General features: G+C 69.3%; 15 protein-coding genes and 1 riboswitch. Of the genes, 8 read left to right on the forward strand and 7 right to left on the reverse strand.

Annotation, left to right across the window (positions count from 1 at the left end):
- The first annotated feature begins 52 nt into the window (after window positions 1-52).
- Window positions 53-1360 (forward strand): PP2C family protein-serine/threonine phosphatase, encoded by a 1308-nt coding sequence (locus AW271_RS36920; protein ID WP_157555027.1) that lies wholly within the window; start codon window positions 53-55, stop codon window positions 1358-1360.
- Between the two features lie 6 nt (window positions 1361-1366).
- On the opposite strand, the gene AW271_RS36925 is transcribed toward AW271_RS36920, so the two are convergent.
- From AW271_RS36925 to AW271_RS36935, 3 genes are read right to left on the reverse strand one after another with little or no spacing between them, the layout of a single operon-like run.
- The gene (locus tag AW271_RS36925) at window positions 1367-2497 is read right to left on the reverse strand and encodes an NAD(P)/FAD-dependent oxidoreductase (RefSeq protein ID WP_062342806.1); all 1131 of its coding nucleotides are present in this window, start codon (window positions 2495-2497) and stop codon (window positions 1367-1369) included.
- Between the two features lie 52 nt (window positions 2498-2549).
- On the reverse strand, window positions 2550-3419 hold the full coding sequence (gene sigJ, locus AW271_RS36930) for an RNA polymerase sigma factor SigJ (RefSeq protein WP_062342809.1): 870 nt from the start codon (window positions 3417-3419) through the stop codon (window positions 2550-2552).
- A gap of 7 nt (window positions 3420-3426) precedes the next feature.
- The gene (locus tag AW271_RS36935; RefSeq protein ID WP_062342811.1) at window positions 3427-4197 is read right to left on the reverse strand and encodes a TetR/AcrR family transcriptional regulator; all 771 of its coding nucleotides are present in this window, start codon (window positions 4195-4197) and stop codon (window positions 3427-3429) included.
- Window positions 4198-4231: 34 nt separating this feature from the next.
- Between AW271_RS36935 and AW271_RS36940 the strand changes: the two genes are divergently transcribed.
- From AW271_RS36940 to AW271_RS41960, 3 genes are read left to right on the forward strand one after another with little or no spacing between them, the layout of a single operon-like run.
- A complete protein-coding gene (locus AW271_RS36940; protein WP_245653386.1) occupies window positions 4232-5197 on the forward strand; it encodes an ATP-binding cassette domain-containing protein in 966 nt (321 codons plus the stop codon).
- On the forward strand, window positions 5194-5982 hold the full coding sequence (locus tag AW271_RS36945; protein ID WP_157555028.1) for an ABC transporter permease: 789 nt from the start codon (window positions 5194-5196) through the stop codon (window positions 5980-5982). Before AW271_RS36940 ends, AW271_RS36945 begins: the two co-directional genes overlap by 4 nt.
- Window positions 5983-5992: 10 nt before the next feature.
- Window positions 5993-6727 carry an SRPBCC family protein gene (locus tag AW271_RS41960; RefSeq protein WP_062342814.1) on the forward strand — a complete coding sequence of 245 codons (735 nt, stop codon included), beginning with the start codon at window positions 5993-5995 and terminating at the stop codon, window positions 6725-6727.
- On the opposite strand, the gene AW271_RS36955 is transcribed toward AW271_RS41960, so the two are convergent.
- The 3 genes from AW271_RS36955 to AW271_RS36965 all read right to left on the reverse strand — a co-directional run bounded on the left by AW271_RS36955 (window position 6724) and on the right by AW271_RS36965 (window position 9863).
- Window positions 6724-7416 (reverse strand): CHAP domain-containing protein, encoded by a 693-nt coding sequence (locus AW271_RS36955; RefSeq protein ID WP_062342816.1) that lies wholly within the window; start codon window positions 7414-7416, stop codon window positions 6724-6726. The genes AW271_RS41960 and AW271_RS36955 overlap by 4 nt on opposite strands.
- A 12-nt stretch (window positions 7417-7428) precedes the next feature.
- A riboswitch (cyclic di-AMP (ydaO/yuaA leader) is annotated at window positions 7429-7633 on the reverse strand.
- Between the two features lie 120 nt (window positions 7634-7753).
- Window positions 7754-9097, reverse strand: a complete 1344-nt coding sequence (locus AW271_RS36960) for a serine hydrolase domain-containing protein (protein WP_062342818.1) — start codon at window positions 9095-9097, stop codon at window positions 7754-7756.
- 268 nt (window positions 9098-9365) lie between these two features.
- Complete coding sequence (locus AW271_RS36965) at window positions 9366-9863, reverse strand: hypothetical protein (protein WP_062342820.1); 498 nt, start codon at window positions 9861-9863, stop codon at window positions 9366-9368.
- 96 nt (window positions 9864-9959) lie between these two features.
- Between AW271_RS36965 and AW271_RS36970 the strand changes: the two genes are divergently transcribed.
- From AW271_RS36970 to AW271_RS36985, 4 genes are all read left to right on the forward strand, one after another.
- Window positions 9960-14075, forward strand: coding sequence for an AAA family ATPase (locus AW271_RS36970; protein WP_157555030.1), 4116 nt, complete (start codon window positions 9960-9962; stop codon window positions 14073-14075).
- A gap of 243 nt (window positions 14076-14318) precedes the next feature.
- Entirely contained in the window at window positions 14319-14924 is a 606-nt protein-coding gene (locus tag AW271_RS36975) for a response regulator transcription factor (protein WP_062342824.1), read from the forward strand.
- A 776-nt stretch (window positions 14925-15700) separates the two neighbouring features.
- Window positions 15701-17908 carry an SF1B family DNA helicase RecD2 gene (recD2, locus tag AW271_RS36980; RefSeq protein WP_062342873.1) on the forward strand — a complete coding sequence of 736 codons (2208 nt, stop codon included), beginning with the start codon at window positions 15701-15703 and terminating at the stop codon, window positions 17906-17908.
- Window positions 17909-18041: 133 nt separating this feature from the next.
- On the forward strand, window positions 18042-19247 hold the full coding sequence (locus AW271_RS36985) for a L,D-transpeptidase (protein ID WP_062342826.1): 1206 nt from the start codon (window positions 18042-18044) through the stop codon (window positions 19245-19247).
- Between the two features lie 9 nt (window positions 19248-19256).
- Here AW271_RS36985 and AW271_RS39260 read toward each other — a convergent pair whose 3' ends face one another.
- Window positions 19257-19436 carry a hypothetical protein gene (locus AW271_RS39260; RefSeq protein ID WP_062436544.1) on the reverse strand — a complete coding sequence of 60 codons (180 nt, stop codon included), beginning with the start codon at window positions 19434-19436 and terminating at the stop codon, window positions 19257-19259.
- Between the last annotated feature and the right edge of the window lie 14 nt (window positions 19437-19450).

Raw genomic sequence — 19450 nt, forward strand, 5'->3', positions numbered from 1 at the left:
CCCCTTTCGGGGTAGGGGAGGGTGAGAAAGTCGGCGCCCCCGGGAGGCTGAGGTGACGTGGGAAGGACGAGACCGGCTCGCTCAGGCTCAGGCCGCGTTGTCACGGTCGGAGCTGCTGCTGCGCACCGCGGAGGACCTGGCCGACACGACCAGCCTCGTCGACATCCGGCGCCGGGTCCGTGACCTGGTCGTCTCCGACCTGAAGCCGACCTACGTCGGCCTGGTGCTGGCCGAGGAGGGGCGGCTGCGCCGCCTCGTCGACGACGAGATCCCCCGCACCGTCGAGACGGTGGCCCGGCAGTTCGAGGTGGGCCCCGAGTGGCCGACCGCCCAGGCGTTCCGGCGGCAGCGGATCGTCGAGATCACCGGCCCCGGCATGCTGCGCGAGGGCTACGGCGAGGCGGCGCTGGCCGCGTTCACCGAACTGGGGCTGAGCTCGGCGGTGTGCATCCCGCTGCCGGGCGTGAGCGGCCCGGTGGGGGTGCTGGTGCTGGGCTGGGACCAGCACCACGTGGTCGACGTCGAGGAACGCGCCGTCCTGCTGGCGGTGGCCGGCTACACCGGCCGCGCGGTCGAGCGCGCCCAGCGGCTCCACGAGCGGGTGACGGTCGCCCACCAGCTGCAACGGGCCATGCTGACCGACCTGCCCGCCGTCTCGGGCCTGGAGGTCGCGGCGCTCTACCGCCCGGCGGTGACGGCCGAACTGGTCGGCGGCGACTGGTACGACGCCTACTACCTCGACCTGCCCGGCGGCGCGGGCCCCCGGGCGCTGGCCGTCACGGTGGGCGACATCACCGGCCACGACATGCAGGCCGCGACCCTGATGGGCCAGCTGCGCAGCATGTTGCGCCAGGCCGACATCGACCACCCCGGCCGCGGCCCGGCCACCTCGGTGGCGGCGCTCGAACACGCCTGCCGGCTGGTGCTGCCGCAGGCCACCGGCAGCCTCGTCCACGGCCACCTGACCCCGCGGCCCGGCGGCTGGGAGCTGACCTGGACCAACGCCGGGCACCCGCCGCCGGTCCTGCTCCACCCCGGCGGCGGGGTCGAGGAGCTCACCGCCCACGACATGATGTTCTTCCCGACCCTGGAACAGCACGAGAGCCACGGCGCCCGCACCGAGTCCACCCGGCTGCTGCCGCCCGGCACGCTGCTGGTGATGTTCACCGACGGCCTGATCGAGTCGCCCGGCGTCGACCTCGACGCCGCGACCGCGCGCCTGCTCGCCACCCTGCCCCAGTACGGCGGCGATCCGCTGCCCGGCCTGCTGGAGAAGCTGACCGACGCGATGGCGGGCGCCGAGGGCAACATCGACGACATCGTCGTGCTGGCGGTCCGCGTCCCGGCCGCCGAGGGGTGAGGCGCCTCAGCCCTGCCGGGCGGTGAGCACGCTGATGCCGGGGTGGCGCGGGTTGTGGCGGCCGGTGACGCGCAGGACCGCCTTCTTGATCAGCGCGACCCGGCGGCCGGTCATGGGCTTGCCGCGCGGGGTGCCGTCGAGGTCGGCGGGCTGCAGGACGCCGTCCCACGCGCCGAGGCTCACGCACAGGGTGTCGGTTGTCAGGCGCAGCGGCTTGGGGTCGCGTCCGGCCAGGCGGGCGGTGATGGCGTGGAAGGCGCAGGCGCCCGCCAGGCCGCCGGGGCCGCAGCCCATGCGCAGCACCTGGCCGCCTTCGGCGTGCGCGGCGGCGGCGTCGCCGATGCCGTAGACCTCGGGGTGGGAGCGGGAGCGCAGGGTGCCGTCGACGAGCAGGCGGCCGTGGGCGTCGACGGCGAGCCCGGCGCGGGCGGCCAGGTCGGCGACGCGGAAGCCGGCGGTCCAGGCCACCGCGTCGACGGCCAGGTGGCGGCCGTCGGCGAGCAGCACGCCGTCGGCATCGACCTTGGCGACGGTGGTGTTCTCCTGCACCTGGACGCCGAGGCGGTCCAGGGTGCGGCGCAGGTGGTCCTGGCCGGGTTCGGTCAGCTGGCGGCCCAGCGGCCCGCCGGTGATCAGGCGCACGGTGCGGCCGGGGTGGGTCTCGGCCAGTTCGGCGGCGGTCTCCAGGCCGGTGGGCCCGGCGCCGATCACGGCGACCGACTCGGCGGTGCGCATGCGCTCGCGCAGCCGCTCGGACTGCTCGATCCCGGCCACGGTGTAGGCGTGTTCGGCGGCGCCGGGGACGGCGTCGAGGTCGGCGTGGCTGCCCAGGGCGTACACCAGCAGGTCGTAGGCGAGCGGGTCGCCGCCGGCCAGGTCGACGCGGCGGGCGGCCGGGTCGAGGCCGGTGACCCGGTCGACGACCAGGCGGACGCCGCTGCCCGCGACCAGGTCGCGCAGCGGCTGGTGGCGGACCGTGCGGCCGGCGGCGACCTGGTGGTTGCGCATGCGCTCCACGAACCGGTCGCGGTCGTTGACGAGCGTGACCGGCGCGCCGGTGCGGCGGGCGAGCAGCTTGGCGATCGTCAGCCCGGTGTATCCGGCTCCCAGGACCGCGATGCGGGGTGTTTTCGTCATGCGCGATGAACGGGAGAAGGGCGTGTTTCGTGACAGCCCGGCGCGAGAATGTTCAGCTTTTCTGTTGTGCCAGGTAGGCGAGTTTGTCGGGGTTGGCGACGGCGTGGATGGTGGTGACGCGGCCGCCGTCGAACTCGACGACCGTGACGCCGGCCAGTTCGTCGTCGAGGTAGAAGGCCAGGGCCGGCTGCCCGTTGACGGTCTCGGGTTCCAGGCGGACGCGGGGCGCGTAGCGGGTCAGGGCGAGCAGGTGACGCAGGACCTGCTCGCGGCCGGAGACCGCGACGCGGGTGGCGGGGGCCTTGCCGCCGCCGTCGGCCCAGGCGACCACGTCGTCGGCGAGCAGCCGTTCCAGCGCGGCGACGTCGCCGGCCAGGGTGGCGGCCATGAAGCGTTTGAGCAGTTCCTCGCCCTGCTCGGGGGCGGGGGTGAAGCGCCGGCGCTCCTCGGCGAGGTGCCGCTGGGCCCGCCGGTAGAGCTGGCGGACGTGCGGCTCGGTGACGTCGAGGACCTCGGCGATCTCGCGGTGGCTGTGGCCGAACGCCTCGCGCAGCACGAACACCGCGCGTTCGGGCGGGGTGAGCCGCTCCAGCAGCACCAGCATCCCGATGGACAGCAGTTCGCGTTGGGCCACGACCTCCAGCGGGTCGCCGGCGCCGCCGGTGAGGATCGGCTCGGGCAACCAGGTGCCGACGTAGCGTTCGCGCTGGGCCCGCGCGGAGGTGAGCCGGTCGAGGCACAGGTTGGTGACGACCTTGGTGAGCCACGCCTCGGGCACGACCGCGCTGTCGCAGCGCTCCCAGCGCAGATAGGCGTCCTGGACGACGTCCTCGGCCGCCGAGGCCTCGCCGAGCAGCCGGTAGGCCACCCCGAACAGGCGGCGGCGGTTGGCCTCGAAGCGCGCCAGCCGCTCGGGGGTCACGGGTCTCCTACCGCCCCTCGATGAGGACGGCGATCCCGTCGAGGAGGCGGGCCAGCCCGAACTCGAAGGAGCCGGCCGGGTCGGCGGGGGCGTTGTAGGCCTCGCCGCTGGCGCTGCCGACCCGGGCGGCCAGCGGGTAGGCGGAGAAGTCGCCGGCGGCGGCCAGGAACGGCTCGTGGGCGCGCCACCACTCCTCGTCGGTCATGCCGGTCTCCTGGGCGGCGCGGGCGGCCTCGACCACGCCGCGGGCGGCGCCGTGGACGTAGGCGGCGACGAGGGTCAGGACGTTGTCCATCTCCAGGTCGGTCAGGCCGATGCCGTCGAGGGCCGACAGTTCGTGTTCGTACTTGCCCAGGGTGCCGGGGCCCAGCGGGGGGCGGCTGACGGCGACCTGCAGGATCCACGGGTGGCGGCGGTAGAGGGCCAGGTTGTCGCGGGCGATGCGCTCGACCCGGGCGCGCCAGCCGTCGGGGACTCGCGCGTCGGCGAAGGTTTCCTTGTAGACGGTGTCGAGCATGACGTCGATCAGTTCGGCCTTGCCCGGGACGTGGGTGTAGAGCGACATCGTGCCCACCCCGAGGTGGTCGGCGACCTTGCGCATGGACAACGCGGCCAGGCCCTCGGCGTCGGCGACCTCGATCGCGGCGGTGATGACCCGGTCGGCGGTCAGTTCGGGGCGGCCCTTGCGGGGGGCGCGCTCGCGGGCGCGGGACGGGTCGCGCCACAGCAGCGCGAGCGTGCGCGCGGGGTCGCCCCGCCCGATGTATTCGGTCGTCATGATGCCGATCAGCGTACTCGGGACGCTTAACCGTATGCTGTACGGTACGCTGTACGGCATGACGTACACGATAGAGGCGCGCGGGCTCGTCAAGCGCTACGGCGACCGCGCCGCCCTCGACGGGTTCGACCTGACCGTCCCGCGCGGGACGGTCCACGGCCTGCTCGGCCCCAACGGGGCGGGCAAGACCACGGCAGTCAGGGTGCTGACCACGCTGCTGCGCGCCGATGCGGGCAGCGCGCGGGTGGCGGGGTTCGACGTGGCCCGCGACGGCGGCGAGGTGCGCCGCCACATCGGGCTGGTCGGCCAGCACGCCGCCCTCGACGAGGCCCTGTCGGGCCGCGCCAACCTGGAGATGTTCGGCCGGCTGTCCCACCTGCGCCCGAAGGCCGCCGGGCGCAGGGCCGGGGAGCTGCTCGACCGGTTCGGGCTGGCCGACACCGGCCGCAAGGCGGTCAAGCACTACTCGGGCGGCATGCGCCGCCGCCTGGACCTGGCGGCCGGGCTGATCCTGTCGCCGCCGGTGCTGTTCCTCGACGAGCCCACCACGGGCCTGGACCCGCGCGGCCGCGCCGAGGTGTGGGCGGCGGTGCGCGCCCTGGTCGCCGACGGCACCACGGTGCTGCTGACCACGCAGTACCTGGAGGAGGCCGACCAGCTCGCCCACCGCATCAGCGTCGTCCACGAGGGCCGCCCGGTCGCCGAGGGCACCCCGGAGGAGCTGAAGAAGACCGTCGGCGGCGACCGGGTGGAGATCGTCGTCCACGACCCGGCGGACCTCCCGGCCGTCGCGGCCCTGCTCGGCCCCGGCGCCGAGACCGACCACGACACCCGGCGCGTCAGCGCGCCGGCCCCCGACCGCATGGCGACCCTGACGGCGGTCGTCCACGACCTGGCGGCCGGCGGCATCGCCGCCGACGACGTCGCGATCCGCCGCCCCACCCTCGACGAGGTCTTCCTGCACCTCACCCGCAGCGCCGCACCGAGGAGTCACGCGTGAACCGACTGACCTGGGCCCTCGCCGACGGCTGGACCGTCACCCGGCGTGAGGTCACCCACTGGACCGCCAACCCCGGCCAGCTCGTCGCGGGGCTGCTGTTCCCCGTCATGGTGCTGCTGCTGTTCGCCTACCTGCTGGGCGGCGGCATCGAGGTGCCCGGCGGCGACTACCGGGAGTTCCTGCTGCCCGGCATGTTCGCCATGACGATGATCTTCGGCCTGGAGGGCACCTTCACCGCGATCAGCACCGACGTCACCAAGGGGGTCACCGACCGGTTCCGGTCGCTGCCGATGGCCTCCTCGGCGGTGGTGTCGGGCCGGGCGGCGGCCGACATGCTCACCACGGTGCTGGCGCTGGCGGTGCTGCTGGCCAGCGGGCTGGCCGTCGGCTGGCGCGCCCACAACGGCCTGGGCGGCGCGCTGGCGGCCGTCGGGCTGTTGTTGTGGTTGCGCTTCGCGCTGCTGTGGATGGGGATCTGGCTCGGGCTGAAGATCCGCAACCCGGAGGCGGTGATGGCGCTGCAGATCCTGGTGTGGCCGATCGCCTTCCTGTCCAACGCCATCACCTCGCCGGCCACGATGCCGGGCTGGCTGGGCGTCATCGCCGACTGGAACCCGCTGTCGTCGACGGCGGCGGCCACGCGGGAGCTGTTCGGCAATCCCGGCTGGGCCAACGACACCTGGGCGGCCGCGCACGCGCTGGAGCTGTCGCTGGCCTGGCCGCTGGTCATCACGGCGATCTTCGCGCCGCTGTCGGTGAGGGCCTACCGGAATCTGTCTCGCTAGGCTGGCCGCCATGTCCTACGAGTTCGAGGTCCGTGAGGAAATCGTCCTGCCCGCCACCACCGAGGAGGTGTGGGAGGCGATCGCGACCGGGCCGGGGGTCGACTCGTGGTTCATGGGCGCCAACGACTTCGAGCCCGGGGTCGGCGGCGCGGGCCGTCAGACGGTGGCCGGGTTCACCACCCACGCCACCGTCACCGGCTGGGATCCGGGCGAGCGGCTGGCGTTCACGACCGACACGGCGGCCGACGGGTCGTTCATGGCGTTCGAATACCTGCTGGAGGGCCGCGCGGGCGGCAGCACGGTCCTGCGGTTCGTGCACTCGGGGCTGCTGACCGGCGACTGGGAGGACCAGTACGACGCCCTGTCCTCGGGCGACGCCCTCTATCTGCGCAAGCTGCACGCCTATCTGACGCACTTCCCGGGCGTCACGGCCGACTACGCGCTGTTCGAGATCGGCCGCCCCACCCCCGATGCCGCGAGGGTGTGGGCGGCCTTTCTCGACGCCTTCTCTCTGGGGCAGCCACCGGAGAAGGGCCGCGTCGCGGTGCCGGGCTTGAACCCCGACGACGCGCAGGTCGTGTTCGCCGAGTCGGGGTTCCTGTGCGTGGTGACCGCGACGTCGATGATCACGCTCGTCCACGGGTACCGCGACGCCGTCGTCGCGGAACACCACGCCTTTCCGGGGGAGATCGCCAGGCCCCTGGCGGAGCACGCCTGGCGGGCCTGGCTGGGGGAGAACTTCTAAGCCGTGTACACGGGGTAGCCGTAGCCCACGACGTCGGCGGTCTGCCGCTCGCGGACCTCGACCACGCCGTTGCCGGTGTTGCCTTCCACGGTCTCGATGGTGCCGTCGCCGTTGTCCTTGATGACGAAGCCGACGTGCTGGATGTCGTGGATGTCCTTTCCGCCGTTCCAGTCGAAGAACACGACCGCGCCGGGGCTCGGGGTGGTGCCCCAGCGGTTGTTCTGCGCGAACCACTCGGCGTGGCGGACGGTGTAGGCGTCCTCGCCGAGCACGGGGCTGATGCCGAGCTGATCGCCGACCCAGCTGACGAACATGTCGCACCAGGCCGCGTTGCGGTACCCGAGGCGGGTTCCGCCGTCGCGGGCGATGGTCTCGGCCGCGCGGTCGGAGTTCATGTACCAGTCGTGGAACTTGGTCCCGCCGCCGTACATGTTCTCGCTGACGCCGACCTGACTGGTGGCGAGGTGGAGCACCTGCTGGGCGCTGACCCTGGGGAGCCGCTTGGCGACCTCCAGCAGGGGGCTGTAGGCCAGGGCGACGCCCTCGGGGGCCGCCCCCGCGGGGGCGGCGGCTTCGGCGTGGGCGACGGGGGTCAGGTCGACGGCGGCGACGGTGCCGCCGGTGACCAGGGCCGCCGTCATCAGGCCGGTGGCCAGGACAGCGCGGATTCCAGGGTTGGGGGCTCGCATGGGTGGGGTTGACTCCTTGCTTCCATGCGCCTACCGGGTTAGCTGACGGACTCGGGCGTGGAAGCCGCCCTACGGCCTGTCGATGAGGGGCAGACAGGCCGATTCACCCCAGAGGACCCGGTGGGTGTGCATGGTGATCGGGAGAGTCAGGTGATCACCGGGTCCTCGCTGGTTCCCCGGTTCCGCGCGGGGCGCGCGGATTCGGCGATCTCTAGTTGTCTTCCTTTTGGCGGCTGACCTGCGGTTACGTAGGTCACACCGCCTCGAGTTCCCCAGAAGGTAGTACAACTCCCAGAATCGGTCAAACTTGGACAATCAACACATTGTGGGAGTAACGTCAGCGCCAGCCTTCGGGGTCGACCCCGCCGGGCACCGGACCGGCCGGCCCGTAGGGCTCACGAGTGAAGACGAACGTGTTGAGATCGAGGTGAACGCCCTCGCCGGTGCGCACCACGCGGAGCGTCTCGCCGGCGTAGTAACCGTCCAGGCCCAGCCAGGTTCCGTCGGCGAGCGCGGCGAACCGGGAGGCGCGCCCGGTCTCGCCGACCGGGGTCAGCGCCAGGCCGCGGCCCGGCAGGGCCCGCATCACGTAGGCGGCCGGGCCCCAGTACCAAGGGCCGGTCAGGGCCAGCAGGTCGTCGTCGACCGGGGCGGGCCGCCATTCGGCCGGCAGCGCGGGCTCGTGCTCGTCGAGCAGGTCGAGCAGGTCGCCGGTCAGCGCGTTGCCCTTGACGCCGCTGGTGGTGTTGGCCAGGAACAGCACGCCGACGCCGTCGGAGGGGTCGGCCCACACGGTGGCCAGGAAGCCGGGCATCGACCCGGTGTGCCCGGCCAGGCGGCGGCCGTTGTGGCGGCGCAGCTGCAGGCCCAGCCCGTAGCCGGAGGTCCACGACGGGCCGTCTTCGACGGTGGCCGGTTCGCGCATCTCGGCCATCGTGGCCGGGCGCAGCACGCCGGCGCCGTCGCCGCCGACGAAGATCGCCCACCGGGCCAGGTCGGCCGCCGAGCACCACATCTGCCCGGCCGGGGCCAGCGCGACCGCGTCGTGCTCGGGTTCGGGCAGCAGCACGTCGGCCCACGGGTGCACGGCGTAGCCGGTGGCGTGCGGGGCGCGGGGCCGCTCGGTGGTGTCGCGCATGCCCAAGGGCGCGAGCACCTCGTCGTGGACGGCCTGGGCCCAGCCCCGGCCGCGTTTGCGCGCCACCACCTCGCCGAGGAAGCCGAATCCGAGGTTGGAGTAGTGGAAGCGGCGGCCGGGCCGGTGGCGGCCGGTCATCGGGTCGAGCATCCCGATCAGCTCGGGCATCGGCACGCCGGGCGTGCGCTCCCACCACTGCCCGGGCGGCTCGGCGGTCAGGCCGCCGGTGTGGGACAGCAGCTGGGCGATCGTCACCTCGCCGGCCGGGGTGCCGGGCAGGTGCTTGTCGAGCGGGTCGAGCAGGTCGAGCAGCCCCTCGTCGCGCAGCCGCATGATCATGACGGCGACCATGCTCTTGGTGATCGACCCCACCCGGAACTGCGTCGAGGCGGTGGGCGGGGCGTCGCCGACGCGGCCCCGGTAGCCCGACCAGATCAGCTCGCCGCCGCGGGTCAGCGCGACCGCCAGGGCGGGGATGCGGGCGGTGGCCTGCTCGGTGGCCACCCGTAGCGCGAGGGCCCGCGCCGTACTCTCCAAGACCATGGGGTCAGGCTATGGTCTACAGTCTGGCGCGTGGAATCGGGCTCCGTCATCGAGGCCGTCCTCGAACGGATCACCTCCACATGAAGAACGTGATGACCCCGGTCCTCCAGCGCTGACGCACATCGGCCGAGTCGAAGATCTCGCCGCAGGCGCTGCGGCGGGCGACACCCGGCGGGTTCGACGTGACTGCCGTTTTTCATCAAGTCGGCTGGCAGGCCGGATCCCGGCACCGGAACACTCGGTCGAACACTCGGTCGAGTCGTCGAGGTCAAGTCCGAAGAGCAATGGCGGTCAGCCCGACACCAGCGAGAAAGACGAGAATGGGCACCCATCGCCAGAAGCGGTGAGTGCTACCGGTCAGGCGCCGGCTCCATCGGTAGAGTCGGGTCCCCTGGTGACGCTTGTCTGAAGCGGCGAGGGCCTCAGTGATCGTCGGATCGCCCATGGCGAAGAACCGCTCGTCGAGGATGGCGCGCAGCCATTCGGCCCGGAGCCGGTTGCGATGGTAGAGCTCGGTGTAGGCAGCGGCGAAAGCCAGCCCGATGAAGCCGACCAAGACCAGCAGCAGGGTGAGCGGCAGGTCATCACGGTTCACTTCCCCGCCGGTGGAGGTGATCACCGCCACCATCGCCGACGACACCACGATGACGATGTTGACGGCGTTCGCCCGCAAGGTCTCCGCGTGCCGAGCATGTGCGCGTGTATCGGTGTACATCCCCCAGAGCAGGTCCCGCTGAGCCTTATCTCTGTCGGCGACTTCGCTCACGCGACCCCCAAGATTCCACATGCCCGCTACTTCACATTCATGCCTATCCGGCGGACGCTGTAAAGGAGTTGCCCTGGCGCCGAGGATGGGGGTCAGATGCTGGGCAATGTACCCGAATGGCGCGAATTGCCATCCCAGGTTTTGCTGCCGCTCGAAGCCTGGCTCGAAGACCAGGGCTTCGCGCTTGTTCACAAGGGCTGGTTCACAGCAGGTCGCGGACGCGACCCTGTCTGTCTTGTGGAGCTCGTCAATGGCGAGGACCAGCGCAACCTAATCGCGAAGTTCTACCGCTCACCTGCCGAGTACAAAGTAGGCAACGTCGACGCCGCTAGACGGTCGGCTGCCACGTTTCCGCACCTTGCGCAGCCATATGGCAGACCCGTGCCATTAGGTGACTGGCAGTTGGTATTTCAGGAGATCGCCCGTGGCGACCTCAAAACGGTACGCCCTTTGGTGGAGCCCGTACTGGACCGCAATCCGGAAGCTGCGGCGTTTTGTGAGCAGATCATCGGTTCGATCATCCGAGACTGGAACTCCACGACCCCGCGACAGTGGGGACAGGTAACCGTCGAAGACTTTATGCGGCGGATCCTCGGCAAGCGGATCGACCCTGAAGGCCCCATTCTGCGCTGGGCAGACGCACGTGGTGGGTGCGAGGTCACGCCCGATCCTTTCATGCTGCTGCGCGACCGTGCCCATGCCCGGCGGGCCCTGGACTCGATGGCAACCGGGAGAGCCCACGGCGATCTGAGCGGGCGCAACATCCTGCTGCCGATGCGACCCCGGCAGCGCCCGGAACAGTACATCCTCATCGACCTCGACCGTTTTGACCCGGCAGCTCCGCTCGCTCAAGACCCGATGCACCTGCTGGTCGCCCTTGCCATGGATCTACTGGCCGTCGCGCGCCCAGGCGCGGCTGAGCGTGAACACCTCATCAAGGTCATCGTCGAACCGCAGGCGCACAGCGGCAACGGCATCGTGCCGCACTTCAGCCGTATCAGCGCCGCAATTCACGAGGGCGCCGCGGGCTGGGCGCGGAGTTCCGGCCATGGCAAGGAGTGGCACGAGCAGAGCACGCTCGCTCTGGTAGCGGCCGCACTCATGCATGTGGGTCGCAAATGGTTCAGCGAGGAGGACAAGGAGTGGTGCCTCCGACTGGCCTCCGCGGCAACTCAGGGCTATCTCGCCCATTCCGATGACGCCTTCTTGCCGCGACGCCACGTCCCGCCGGCATCTGAGCCCCAGCCGGTTCCGACGACAGGCGAGCCGATCGACACACTCCGGCTGGTCGTCCTGCACGCACCGGACGGCTCCGACTTCGTGATGACGTTGACCGATCACCTGAACGACCTGCCGGTGGATGTTCGTCCTGTTCATGCCTTGGCCTTGAGCGAGATCGCTCAGGCCGATGCGCTGGCGGTCGTTCTCACCACAGATCTTCCTCGACTACCCGAAGTGCCCGAAGTGCCCGACCTGCCGGTTTTTGGGTTGCGGGTTCACCCAGTAGAGGTGCAGCAAGACAGCTACGACTTCTCTGCGGCCAAGCAGGACACCTGGGACGATCTGAGGTCTGACCTGCGCCGGCTGGGGTCGCCCTCATACCTGATCAGCGTCTACCAAAAGCGCCTGAAACTTCTCGACGTCCAGTACAAGAACGGGGCCAGCAGAGCGGATCGAGACCGCCTCCACCAAGCGTGCGAACTGCTGGAGAATCGCATCACAGCCCAGAAGCTACGCCGGACCAACCGCCCCGCCACTCGCACGTCAGCCCCCGCCCACCAGGGAACGTCGTCCGGTGGTTCAAACAACGGATTGGTATGTTACGGCCAGCCACTGCCCGCGCCGCCGCTGGAACCGGTGGACCGATTCAGCGAAACTGAGCAGCTGATCACCCTGCTCAGGAGCAGAAACGGGCCGGTCGCGCTCATAGGACCTTCGGGCTTCGGCAAGACTGCGATGATCTCCCGGCTGCGTCTCCGCGTCTGCGAGGATCGCAGTGCGCTGCCCATCAACGGTTTCGTCTACCTGGCCGCGCGCGGCCCATATCTGATCAACGCAATGCGCGTTCTGAGCGCGATCGCCCAGGTCACCCCTGGCTCGCCTCGGGCGAAGGACGTCCGTAAGGACTCGACGTTGCGGTGGCCGGAGACGGTGCGTGAGGTGCTCGACGCGATAAACGAGAACACGCGTGTCCTGCTCGTCCTCGACGATGTCCAAGACCTGATCGACGGCAACGGCTCCTTCATCGACAGACAACTTGGCGACACCCTCGCCGTCGCCACAGAGCGGGGGCGGAAGGTTCAACTGCTCCTGGTATCCAGTCGATCGGTGGCGGGACCCGGAATTAAGGAGTTCACGCTCAACCATGGGCTGAATGAGGACGGCGCCTGGGACTTTCTGCGCGCGATGGATCCCGACGACCATCTGGACTTCACCTCCCACCGGGGCATCGGCCACGACCTGGCGACGTTGACCGCCGGGCACCCGCGCGTACTGGAGCTGCTCGTCGCCGTACTCCACTGCGACCTCACCCTTAACCTGACCAGCCTTGTCGAAGTCCTGCGGCGGGAAGGGCTAAGCGGGCCGGAACTGCTGACCTCGCTCCTGGTGCGGGCGCTGGCCGGGCTCGACCGTACCGAACGGCGCGTTCTGTATGCGCTGGCCATACTCGACAGGCCCGTGCCGGCCGAAGCCGTAGACGCCGTGCTCGAGCCGTTCCTTCCTTTCCAGAACAACCAGCCCACTCTTGAGGAGCTGGTGCGGCGACGGCTGATCCGTAAAGACGGGCCCCGCTTCGCCCTCCCACGCAAGCCCGATGGAGAGTTTCTTCTGGGAATGCTGACCAGTAGCAAGCAGAGCCATCGGTTGTCGAAGCAAGCCCTCTACTCGCTCGCAGCCGGTTACTTCGCGGAGTCCGCCCCCTATCTGCGCAGTGAGCATGACATGTTCCGCCGGATCGCCGAGGTGGAGATGCGCATAGCAGGCGGAGAGCGAGAGAAAGCGCTCGTGGTCATGGACATGCTGGCCAGGAGCGGTTATGGGGCGCAGGCCTCGGGTTCACTGGCGAATCTGCGACGCCGGGTTCCTCACGTGAGCGATTATCTCGACATTCACAACCTCGCGTCACTGGGCTGGGATTCACTCCGCCAAGACGACGCCGGCCGAGCAATCAACGATCTGATGCAGGCGTGGGAGCGCAACCTCGAACCCCACCGATACGATCCCCAAGACGCCTGCCACATAGCCGTTCAGCTCGGCGATGCCCACTATGACTTCGGCAACTGCGCCGAGGCGCTGAACTGGTACAACTACGCCGTCAAGGCGAGCACGCAAAACGGCTGGCACCAGCCGCACGGCAGCGCCTTGGCAGGGCTCATGTACTGCTATTACGAGCATGGCAGATTCGTGAAGGCAGAGAAGCTTGACGCGCAGGCAAGAAAAGCATTCGCCCGGAGCGGCGATCCCGACAAGGAGGCGCGCTCCGGTCCGTATCTCGACCTGCGGCTCGGCCTCATACACGCCGCCCGCGGGGATCTGCTCAGAGCCTTGGAGATTCTCAACAGAGGAGAACGATCAGCCCGGAAACTCAATTTGACAGAATTGGTGGGCGCCTTCCTCGGACAGCGTGCGCTGATCTGCCTCGACACGGGCGAACCAGTCAAGGCTTTCGAACTGGCGAAGGAGGCCGTTGACGTCGGTGAAAGAACGAACAACATCCCCCTCAAGCGGGAGGCGGCGACCATCTTGGCTCAGGCCATTCTTTTGATGAGCAAAGACGGGGACATGGACAGTCTTCGGGAGGCGCGGGTAGCCGCTGACAACGCTGTATGGCTCAGCCAGACGAACCGCGCAGGCGTGGCCTTCGTGCTGCAGGGCATTGCCGCGCTGCGTATGGGCGAGACCGGTGAGGCGTGCGTGTCTTTCCACTCAGCCCATCGTCGCGCGTACGCCCTCTCACGCCTTGATCGAAAAAATTTCGAAGCGGCTGACCTGCTGGGCCTGGCCAGCTGCGCACTCGGCGTCTGCGAGAACCCCGAACAATACTTCGGCGAGGCCGAGGAGTCATTTCTGCGCGCGCGGAAAATCGCCAGTAACCAGACCATTGTCCTGAGAGTGCAGCGGCTGCTACGGCAGCTGCCACCGACTTCGGATTCGCGGATTCAACCCGTTCTCGCCGCTGCCAGCGGGCCTTTCCCCGACAGTTACGCGTGACCGGCCCTCTTCGACATCTGCCATTGCAGATCATCGCCGTCGCGGAACAACCACCAGGTCAGTCGGCTTTTTTCGCAGGGCGTCATCATGGATCTCGTTCCTGAGATTGTCAGCGCGTTCGTGTCCCGACGCGAGGCCATGCGGACTCGTCCATGAGGAACTTTCCCGTCGCTTTGCCGCAACATCCGGCGGTCTCCGGCATGTATCTCAGCCCCCGCGCCGTCCGACTGGCAGACTACCGCGGTGTTCATTCGGATTGCCGTCTTCGATCCGCTGCCGCTCTACCGACATGGCATCATCGCCATCCTCCGCGAGGCCGGGCTGAGCAGTGAAGCGCCGGAAGAGGTCTTCGCCTGGATGGACAATGATCACTTCCCCCTCGTAGTGCTCTCCTTGCAGGCGAGCGACGACTGGGAACTGCTCGAACGGCTGTGCCGCACCCGCAGCAACCTCCTCGTCATCGCATTACTGCCGGACGACGCCATAGCGACACATGTCCGCGCGCTGGCCTCCGGCGCGGTCGCGACATTGCCTCGTGAAGCTGAACCATCCGCCGTGCGAGCGACGGTGGAAGCCGTCATCAGCGGACGGACTGTGCTTCCTATCGGCGTCCTGCGTGGTCTGACGTCCCATGACGCCGCGACGACGCCGGAACCCGCCCTGCTGTCGCCGCGTGAGCTGGAATGGCTGCGCCACCTATCCACCGGCGCCACCGTCGCTGATCTGGCGGAACGCGCCGGCTACTCGGAACGGATGATGTTTCGCCTTCTCCGCGACCTCTACAAACGCATGCGGGCGGGAAATCGGACTGAGGCCCTCCTGCTGGCCCGCGAGCACGGCTGGATCTGAATCACGCCGGTATGTGGCAGGGGTCTGACATAGGCATTGCGTCATGGACCCGCTGCGGAACCGTACCTAGCGTCAAGATTGCAAGCCCGCCAAGGAAAGGGAGGCGACCGCCATGATGACTCGCTGGGGTGACGGCATGGGGGAACCACCGCCCCTTGCCCCACGCGGCCAGGACCCCGCCTACCAACCATCGCCACAGGAGGTGGACTGGTTACGGGAATTGTCTTTCAATTCCACGGTGGCCAAGCTTGCCGTGCGCACCGGATGTTCGGAACAGACGATGTTTCGCCGACTCCAAGACCTCTATGACCGATTACAAGTGCGTGACTGTGACGACGCACTTCAGCTCGCCAGGAAGGAGGGATGGCTATGAACGCGGGCGAGAGCCGTTCCTGATCGCCGTGACGGAAACCCCTGAAATAACGATCTTGAAGCGACCCGGAGCCGATGGAGGTTCGAGTCATGGCATGTCCGTCATCCCAGCCGGCAGAGTTCCTCGGGCGTGCAGTCGTCGTGGAGACGGTCGGCGAAGCTGGACATCGGTAGGGCCGAGACGGTCCGCGCATGGTCCGTCAGGCCGTGATCTGGGACTGATCTCAGCCGATGCCGACATCGTCGCAGGTGACCTCACCATCGCGGGCCTCGCCGCTGGGTGATGAGCGAATCCGCGGCCGCGTCCCTGCTGTGCAGGTGCTGGGTCGTACAGGGCTTCGAAGATGCACTTGTTCAGGCGTACGTCTACCCTCGCTCGGGTGGGCTCGGCGCACCAGGCCCCTGTGGAGGGTCCAGAAAAATCCGTTACCGGTCTGGCGTGTGTCCTCGAACGGATCACCTACGCCAACGAGGAGACCGGCTACACCATCGCGCGCGTGGCCACCGAACGGTCGGGCCCCGACCTGCTGACGGTGGTGGGCCCGCTGCTGGGCGCGCAGCCGGGCGAGTCGCTGCGGCTGACCGGCCGCTGGACCTCCCATCCTCGGTATGGCAGGCAGTTCGAGGTCTGGTCGTACACCACCGTCCTGCCGGCGACGATCCAGGGCATCCAGCGCTACCTGGGCTCGGGGCTGATCAAGGGCATCGGCCCGAAGATGGCCGAGCGCATCACCCTGCACTTCGGCGTCGACACCCTGCGCGTCATCGAGGAGGAGCCCGCCAAGCTGGTGGAGGTGCCGGGGCTGGGGCCCAAGCGCACCCGGATGATCGCGGTCGCGTGGGAGGAGCAGAAGGTCATCAAGGAGGTGATGATCTTCCTGCAGGGGGTGGGCGTCTCGACGTCCATCGCGGTGCGGATCTTCAAGCAGTACGGCGAGACCTCCATCGACGTCGTGCGCGCCGAGCCCTACCGGCTGGCCGACGACGTGTGGGGCATCGGCTTCAAGACCGCCGACACCATCGCCCAGGCGGTCGGCATCGCCGCCGACAGCCCCGAACGCGTCAAGGCGGGCCTGCGCTACACGCTGTCGCAGGCGGCCGACGACGGCCACGTCTACCTCCCGGCCCCCAACCTGGTCGCCGACGCCGTCAAGATCCTCGCGGTGCCGGCCGAGCTCGTCTCCGCCTGCCTGGACGACCTCGTCGCCGAGGAAGGGGTGGTCCGCGAGGAGGTCGCGGTCGCCGAGGGGAGCGTCCCGGCGGTCTACCTGGTGCCCTTCCACCGCGCCGAACGGTCCCTGGCGGGCACGGTGCTGAGCCTGCTGCACTCCTCCCGTGACCGGCTGCGCGCCTTCGCCGACGTCGACTGGCCGCAGGCGTTGGCGTGGCTGAAGACGCAGACCGGCGCCGACCTGGCCAAAGAGCAGGACCAGGCGGTCCGGCTGGCGCTGACCGAGAAGGTCGCGGTGCTGACCGGCGGCCCCGGCTGCGGCAAGAGCTTCACCGTGCGGTCGGTGGTCACGCTGGCCCGCGCCAAGCGCGCCAAGGTGATCCTGGCCGCCCCGACGGGCCGGGCCGCCAAACGCCTGTCGGAGCTGACCGGCCACGAGGCGACCACCGTCCACCGGCTGCTGCAGCTGCGGCCCGGCGGGGAGCCGACCTTCGACCGCGACAACCCGCTGGACGCCGACCTGGTGGTCGTCGACGAGGCCTCGATGCTCGACCTGCTGCTGGCCAACAAGCTGGCCAAGGCGGTCGCGCCGGGCGCGCACCTGCTGTTCGTGGGCGACGTCGACCAGCTGCCCTCGGTCGGGGCCGGGGAGGTGCTGCGCGACCTGCTGGCCGCCCCCGACGTGCCGCGGGTGCGGCTGACCCAGATCTTCCGGCAGGCCCAGCAGTCGGGCGTGGTCGTCAACGCCCACCGCGTCAACGCCGGGCAGCTGCCGCTGGTGCGGGAGTTCCCCGACTTCTTCCTGTTCCCGGCCGAGGACCCCGAGGAGATCGCCGCCCTGACCGTCGAGGTCGTCGCCAAGCGCATCCCGGCCAAGTTCGGCCTCAACCCGCGCCGCGACGTGCAGGTCCTGGCCCCCATGCACCGGGGCGCGGCCGGGGCGGGCGCGCTGAACGCGGCGCTGCAGGAGGCGCTCACGCCCTTCCGGGAGGGCCTGCCCGAACGCCGGTACGGCGGCCGGGTCTTCCGCGTCGGCGACAAGGTCACCCAGTTGCGCAACAACTATGACAAAGGCGCCGCCGGGGTGTTCAACGGAACGGTCGGCGTGGTGACCGCGATCACCCCCGACGATCACAAACTGACCGTTTCCACCGACGAGGACGAGAGCGTCGACTACGCCTTCGACGAGCTGGACGAACTCGCGCACGCCTACGCCGTGTCCATCCACCGCTCGCAGGGGTCGGAATATCCGGCGGTGGTGATTCCGTTGGCGACGTCCGCGTGGATGATGCTGCAGCGGAACCTGCTCTACACGGCGATCACCCGGGCCAAGCGCCTGGTCGTCGTGGTGGGCTCCCGCAGGGCGCTCGGACAGGCGGTCAGGGTGAAGGGCGCCGGACGCCGCCACACGGGTCTGACAAATCGACTGATCAGATCGTGAACCTTACTAGATCGTCAGACGTCTCAAGTGGCATCGCTACCGAATTGTGAGTCAAGTCAGGTGAAAGTGGCTCACAAGCCAGGTAAGCCCTAATAGGGTTTTAGATGCGCTTTGCCACTGTGGGGGAGTAGTTGTGAACAGCAAGACAGGTCGCCGGAAACTGCCTTTCGTCACGGCCGCCGTCGTGATGACGGCGGTGCTGACGGCATGCTCGGGGGGGACGACGCCGGCGCCCGGCGGCGGCGGGAACGTGACAGGCGGCGACAAGCCGGCCGTGGCCGCGCCCGCGATCAAGGTGTCTCCCGCCGAAGGGGCGCAGAAGGTCCGCCCCGACAAGAACGTCGTGGTGACCGCCGCCGGCGGTGAACTCGACGAGGTCACCGTGCAGTCCCAGGGCCAGCCGGTCGAGGGCGAGTTCGACGCCACCCGCACCAAGTGGACCTCCAGCAGGCCGCTGAAGCCCTCCACCACCTACACGGTGTCGGCCAAGGCGACCGGCGCGGGCGGCCCCGCCGCGCTGACCAGCGAGTTCACCACGCTCAAGCCCAAGCGGGAACTGGCCGTCATCGACATCACCCCCGGCATCAAGGGCGAGACCGTCGGCGTCGGCATGCCGATCATGGTGACGTTCAACAACGACGTCACCAACAAGGCCGCCGTCGAGGCCGCCCTGACGGTGGAGGCGGAGAAGAAGGCGACCGGCGCCTGGCGGTGGATCTCCGACCGCCTGGTCATCTACCGCACCGCCAAGTACTGGCAGGCCCACCAGAAGGTCGTCTTCACCGCCGACCTCGCGGGTGTGCGCGGCGCGGGCGACATGTGGGGCACCAAGTCCTTCACCCAGACCATCAAGATCGGCGCCGCGCAGATCAGCAAGGTCGACACCCGCACCCACCAGATGGTCGTGCGCGTCGACGGCAAGGTGAAGCAGCGCATGCCGATCAGCGCCGGCAAGGGCGACACCCGCGAGTACACCACCACCAGCGGCGTGCACCTGACGATGTCGCGGCACAACCCGGAGATCATGATCTCGCCCGGCAAGAAGGAGGGCGACCCCGGCTACTACAAGGAGATCGTCAACCACGCGGTGCGGATCTCCAACTCGGGCGAGTACGTGCACTCGGCCCCGTGGTCGGTCGGCTCGCAGGGCCGCGCCAACGTCAGCCACGGCTGCCTCAACGCCGGCCCGGCGCAGGCCAAGTGGTACTACGACAACTTCCAGCGCGGCGACGTGGTCGACATCGTCGGCACCGACCGCGAGCTGGAGTGGAACAACGGCTGGGGCTTCTGGCAGATGTCGTTCGCCAAGTGGAAGCAGGGCAGCGCCCTGGAGGCGTGACCGGGCGGCCTAGCGCACCCCGAGCTGCATCAGCAGCAGCGCCCCCGCGAACTTGACGACGACGACTCCCAGCACGATGCAGAAGACGATGAAGGCGGGCCGGTGCTCGAAGTGCCGGCCCTCTTTCAATGGGGGCCGTTTGGCGACGCGGTCGGCGATCCGCTCCTCGAGGGGCTTACGCGCAAACATGACCCCAACGTTAC

Origin of the sequence: Herbidospora sakaeratensis (assembly GCF_001570525.1) — a bacterium.
In the GTDB taxonomy this organism is placed as follows: Bacteria; Actinomycetota; Actinomycetes; order Streptosporangiales; family Streptosporangiaceae; genus Herbidospora; species Herbidospora sakaeratensis.

Coding starts and splice junctions, on each gene's coding strand:
- AW271_RS36925 (WP_062342806.1), bottom strand. CDS start 2,497: ATGACGAAAACACCCCGCATCGCGGTCCTGGGAGCCGGATACACCGGG.
- AW271_RS36935 (WP_062342811.1), bottom strand. CDS start 4,197: ATGACGACCGAATACATCGGGCGGGGCGACCCCGCGCGCACGCTCGCG.
- AW271_RS36940 (WP_245653386.1), top strand. CDS start 4,232: ATGCTGTACGGTACGCTGTACGGCATGACGTACACGATAGAGGCGCGC.
- AW271_RS41960 (WP_062342814.1), top strand. CDS start 5,993: ATGTCCTACGAGTTCGAGGTCCGTGAGGAAATCGTCCTGCCCGCCACC.
- AW271_RS36955 (WP_062342816.1), bottom strand. CDS start 7,416: ATGCGAGCCCCCAACCCTGGAATCCGCGCTGTCCTGGCCACCGGCCTG.
- AW271_RS36960 (WP_062342818.1), bottom strand. CDS start 9,097: ATGGTCTTGGAGAGTACGGCGCGGGCCCTCGCGCTACGGGTGGCCACC.
- AW271_RS36970 (WP_157555030.1), top strand. CDS start 9,960: ATGCTGGGCAATGTACCCGAATGGCGCGAATTGCCATCCCAGGTTTTG.
- AW271_RS39260 (WP_062436544.1), bottom strand. CDS start 19,436: ATGTTTGCGCGTAAGCCCCTCGAGGAGCGGATCGCCGACCGCGTCGCC.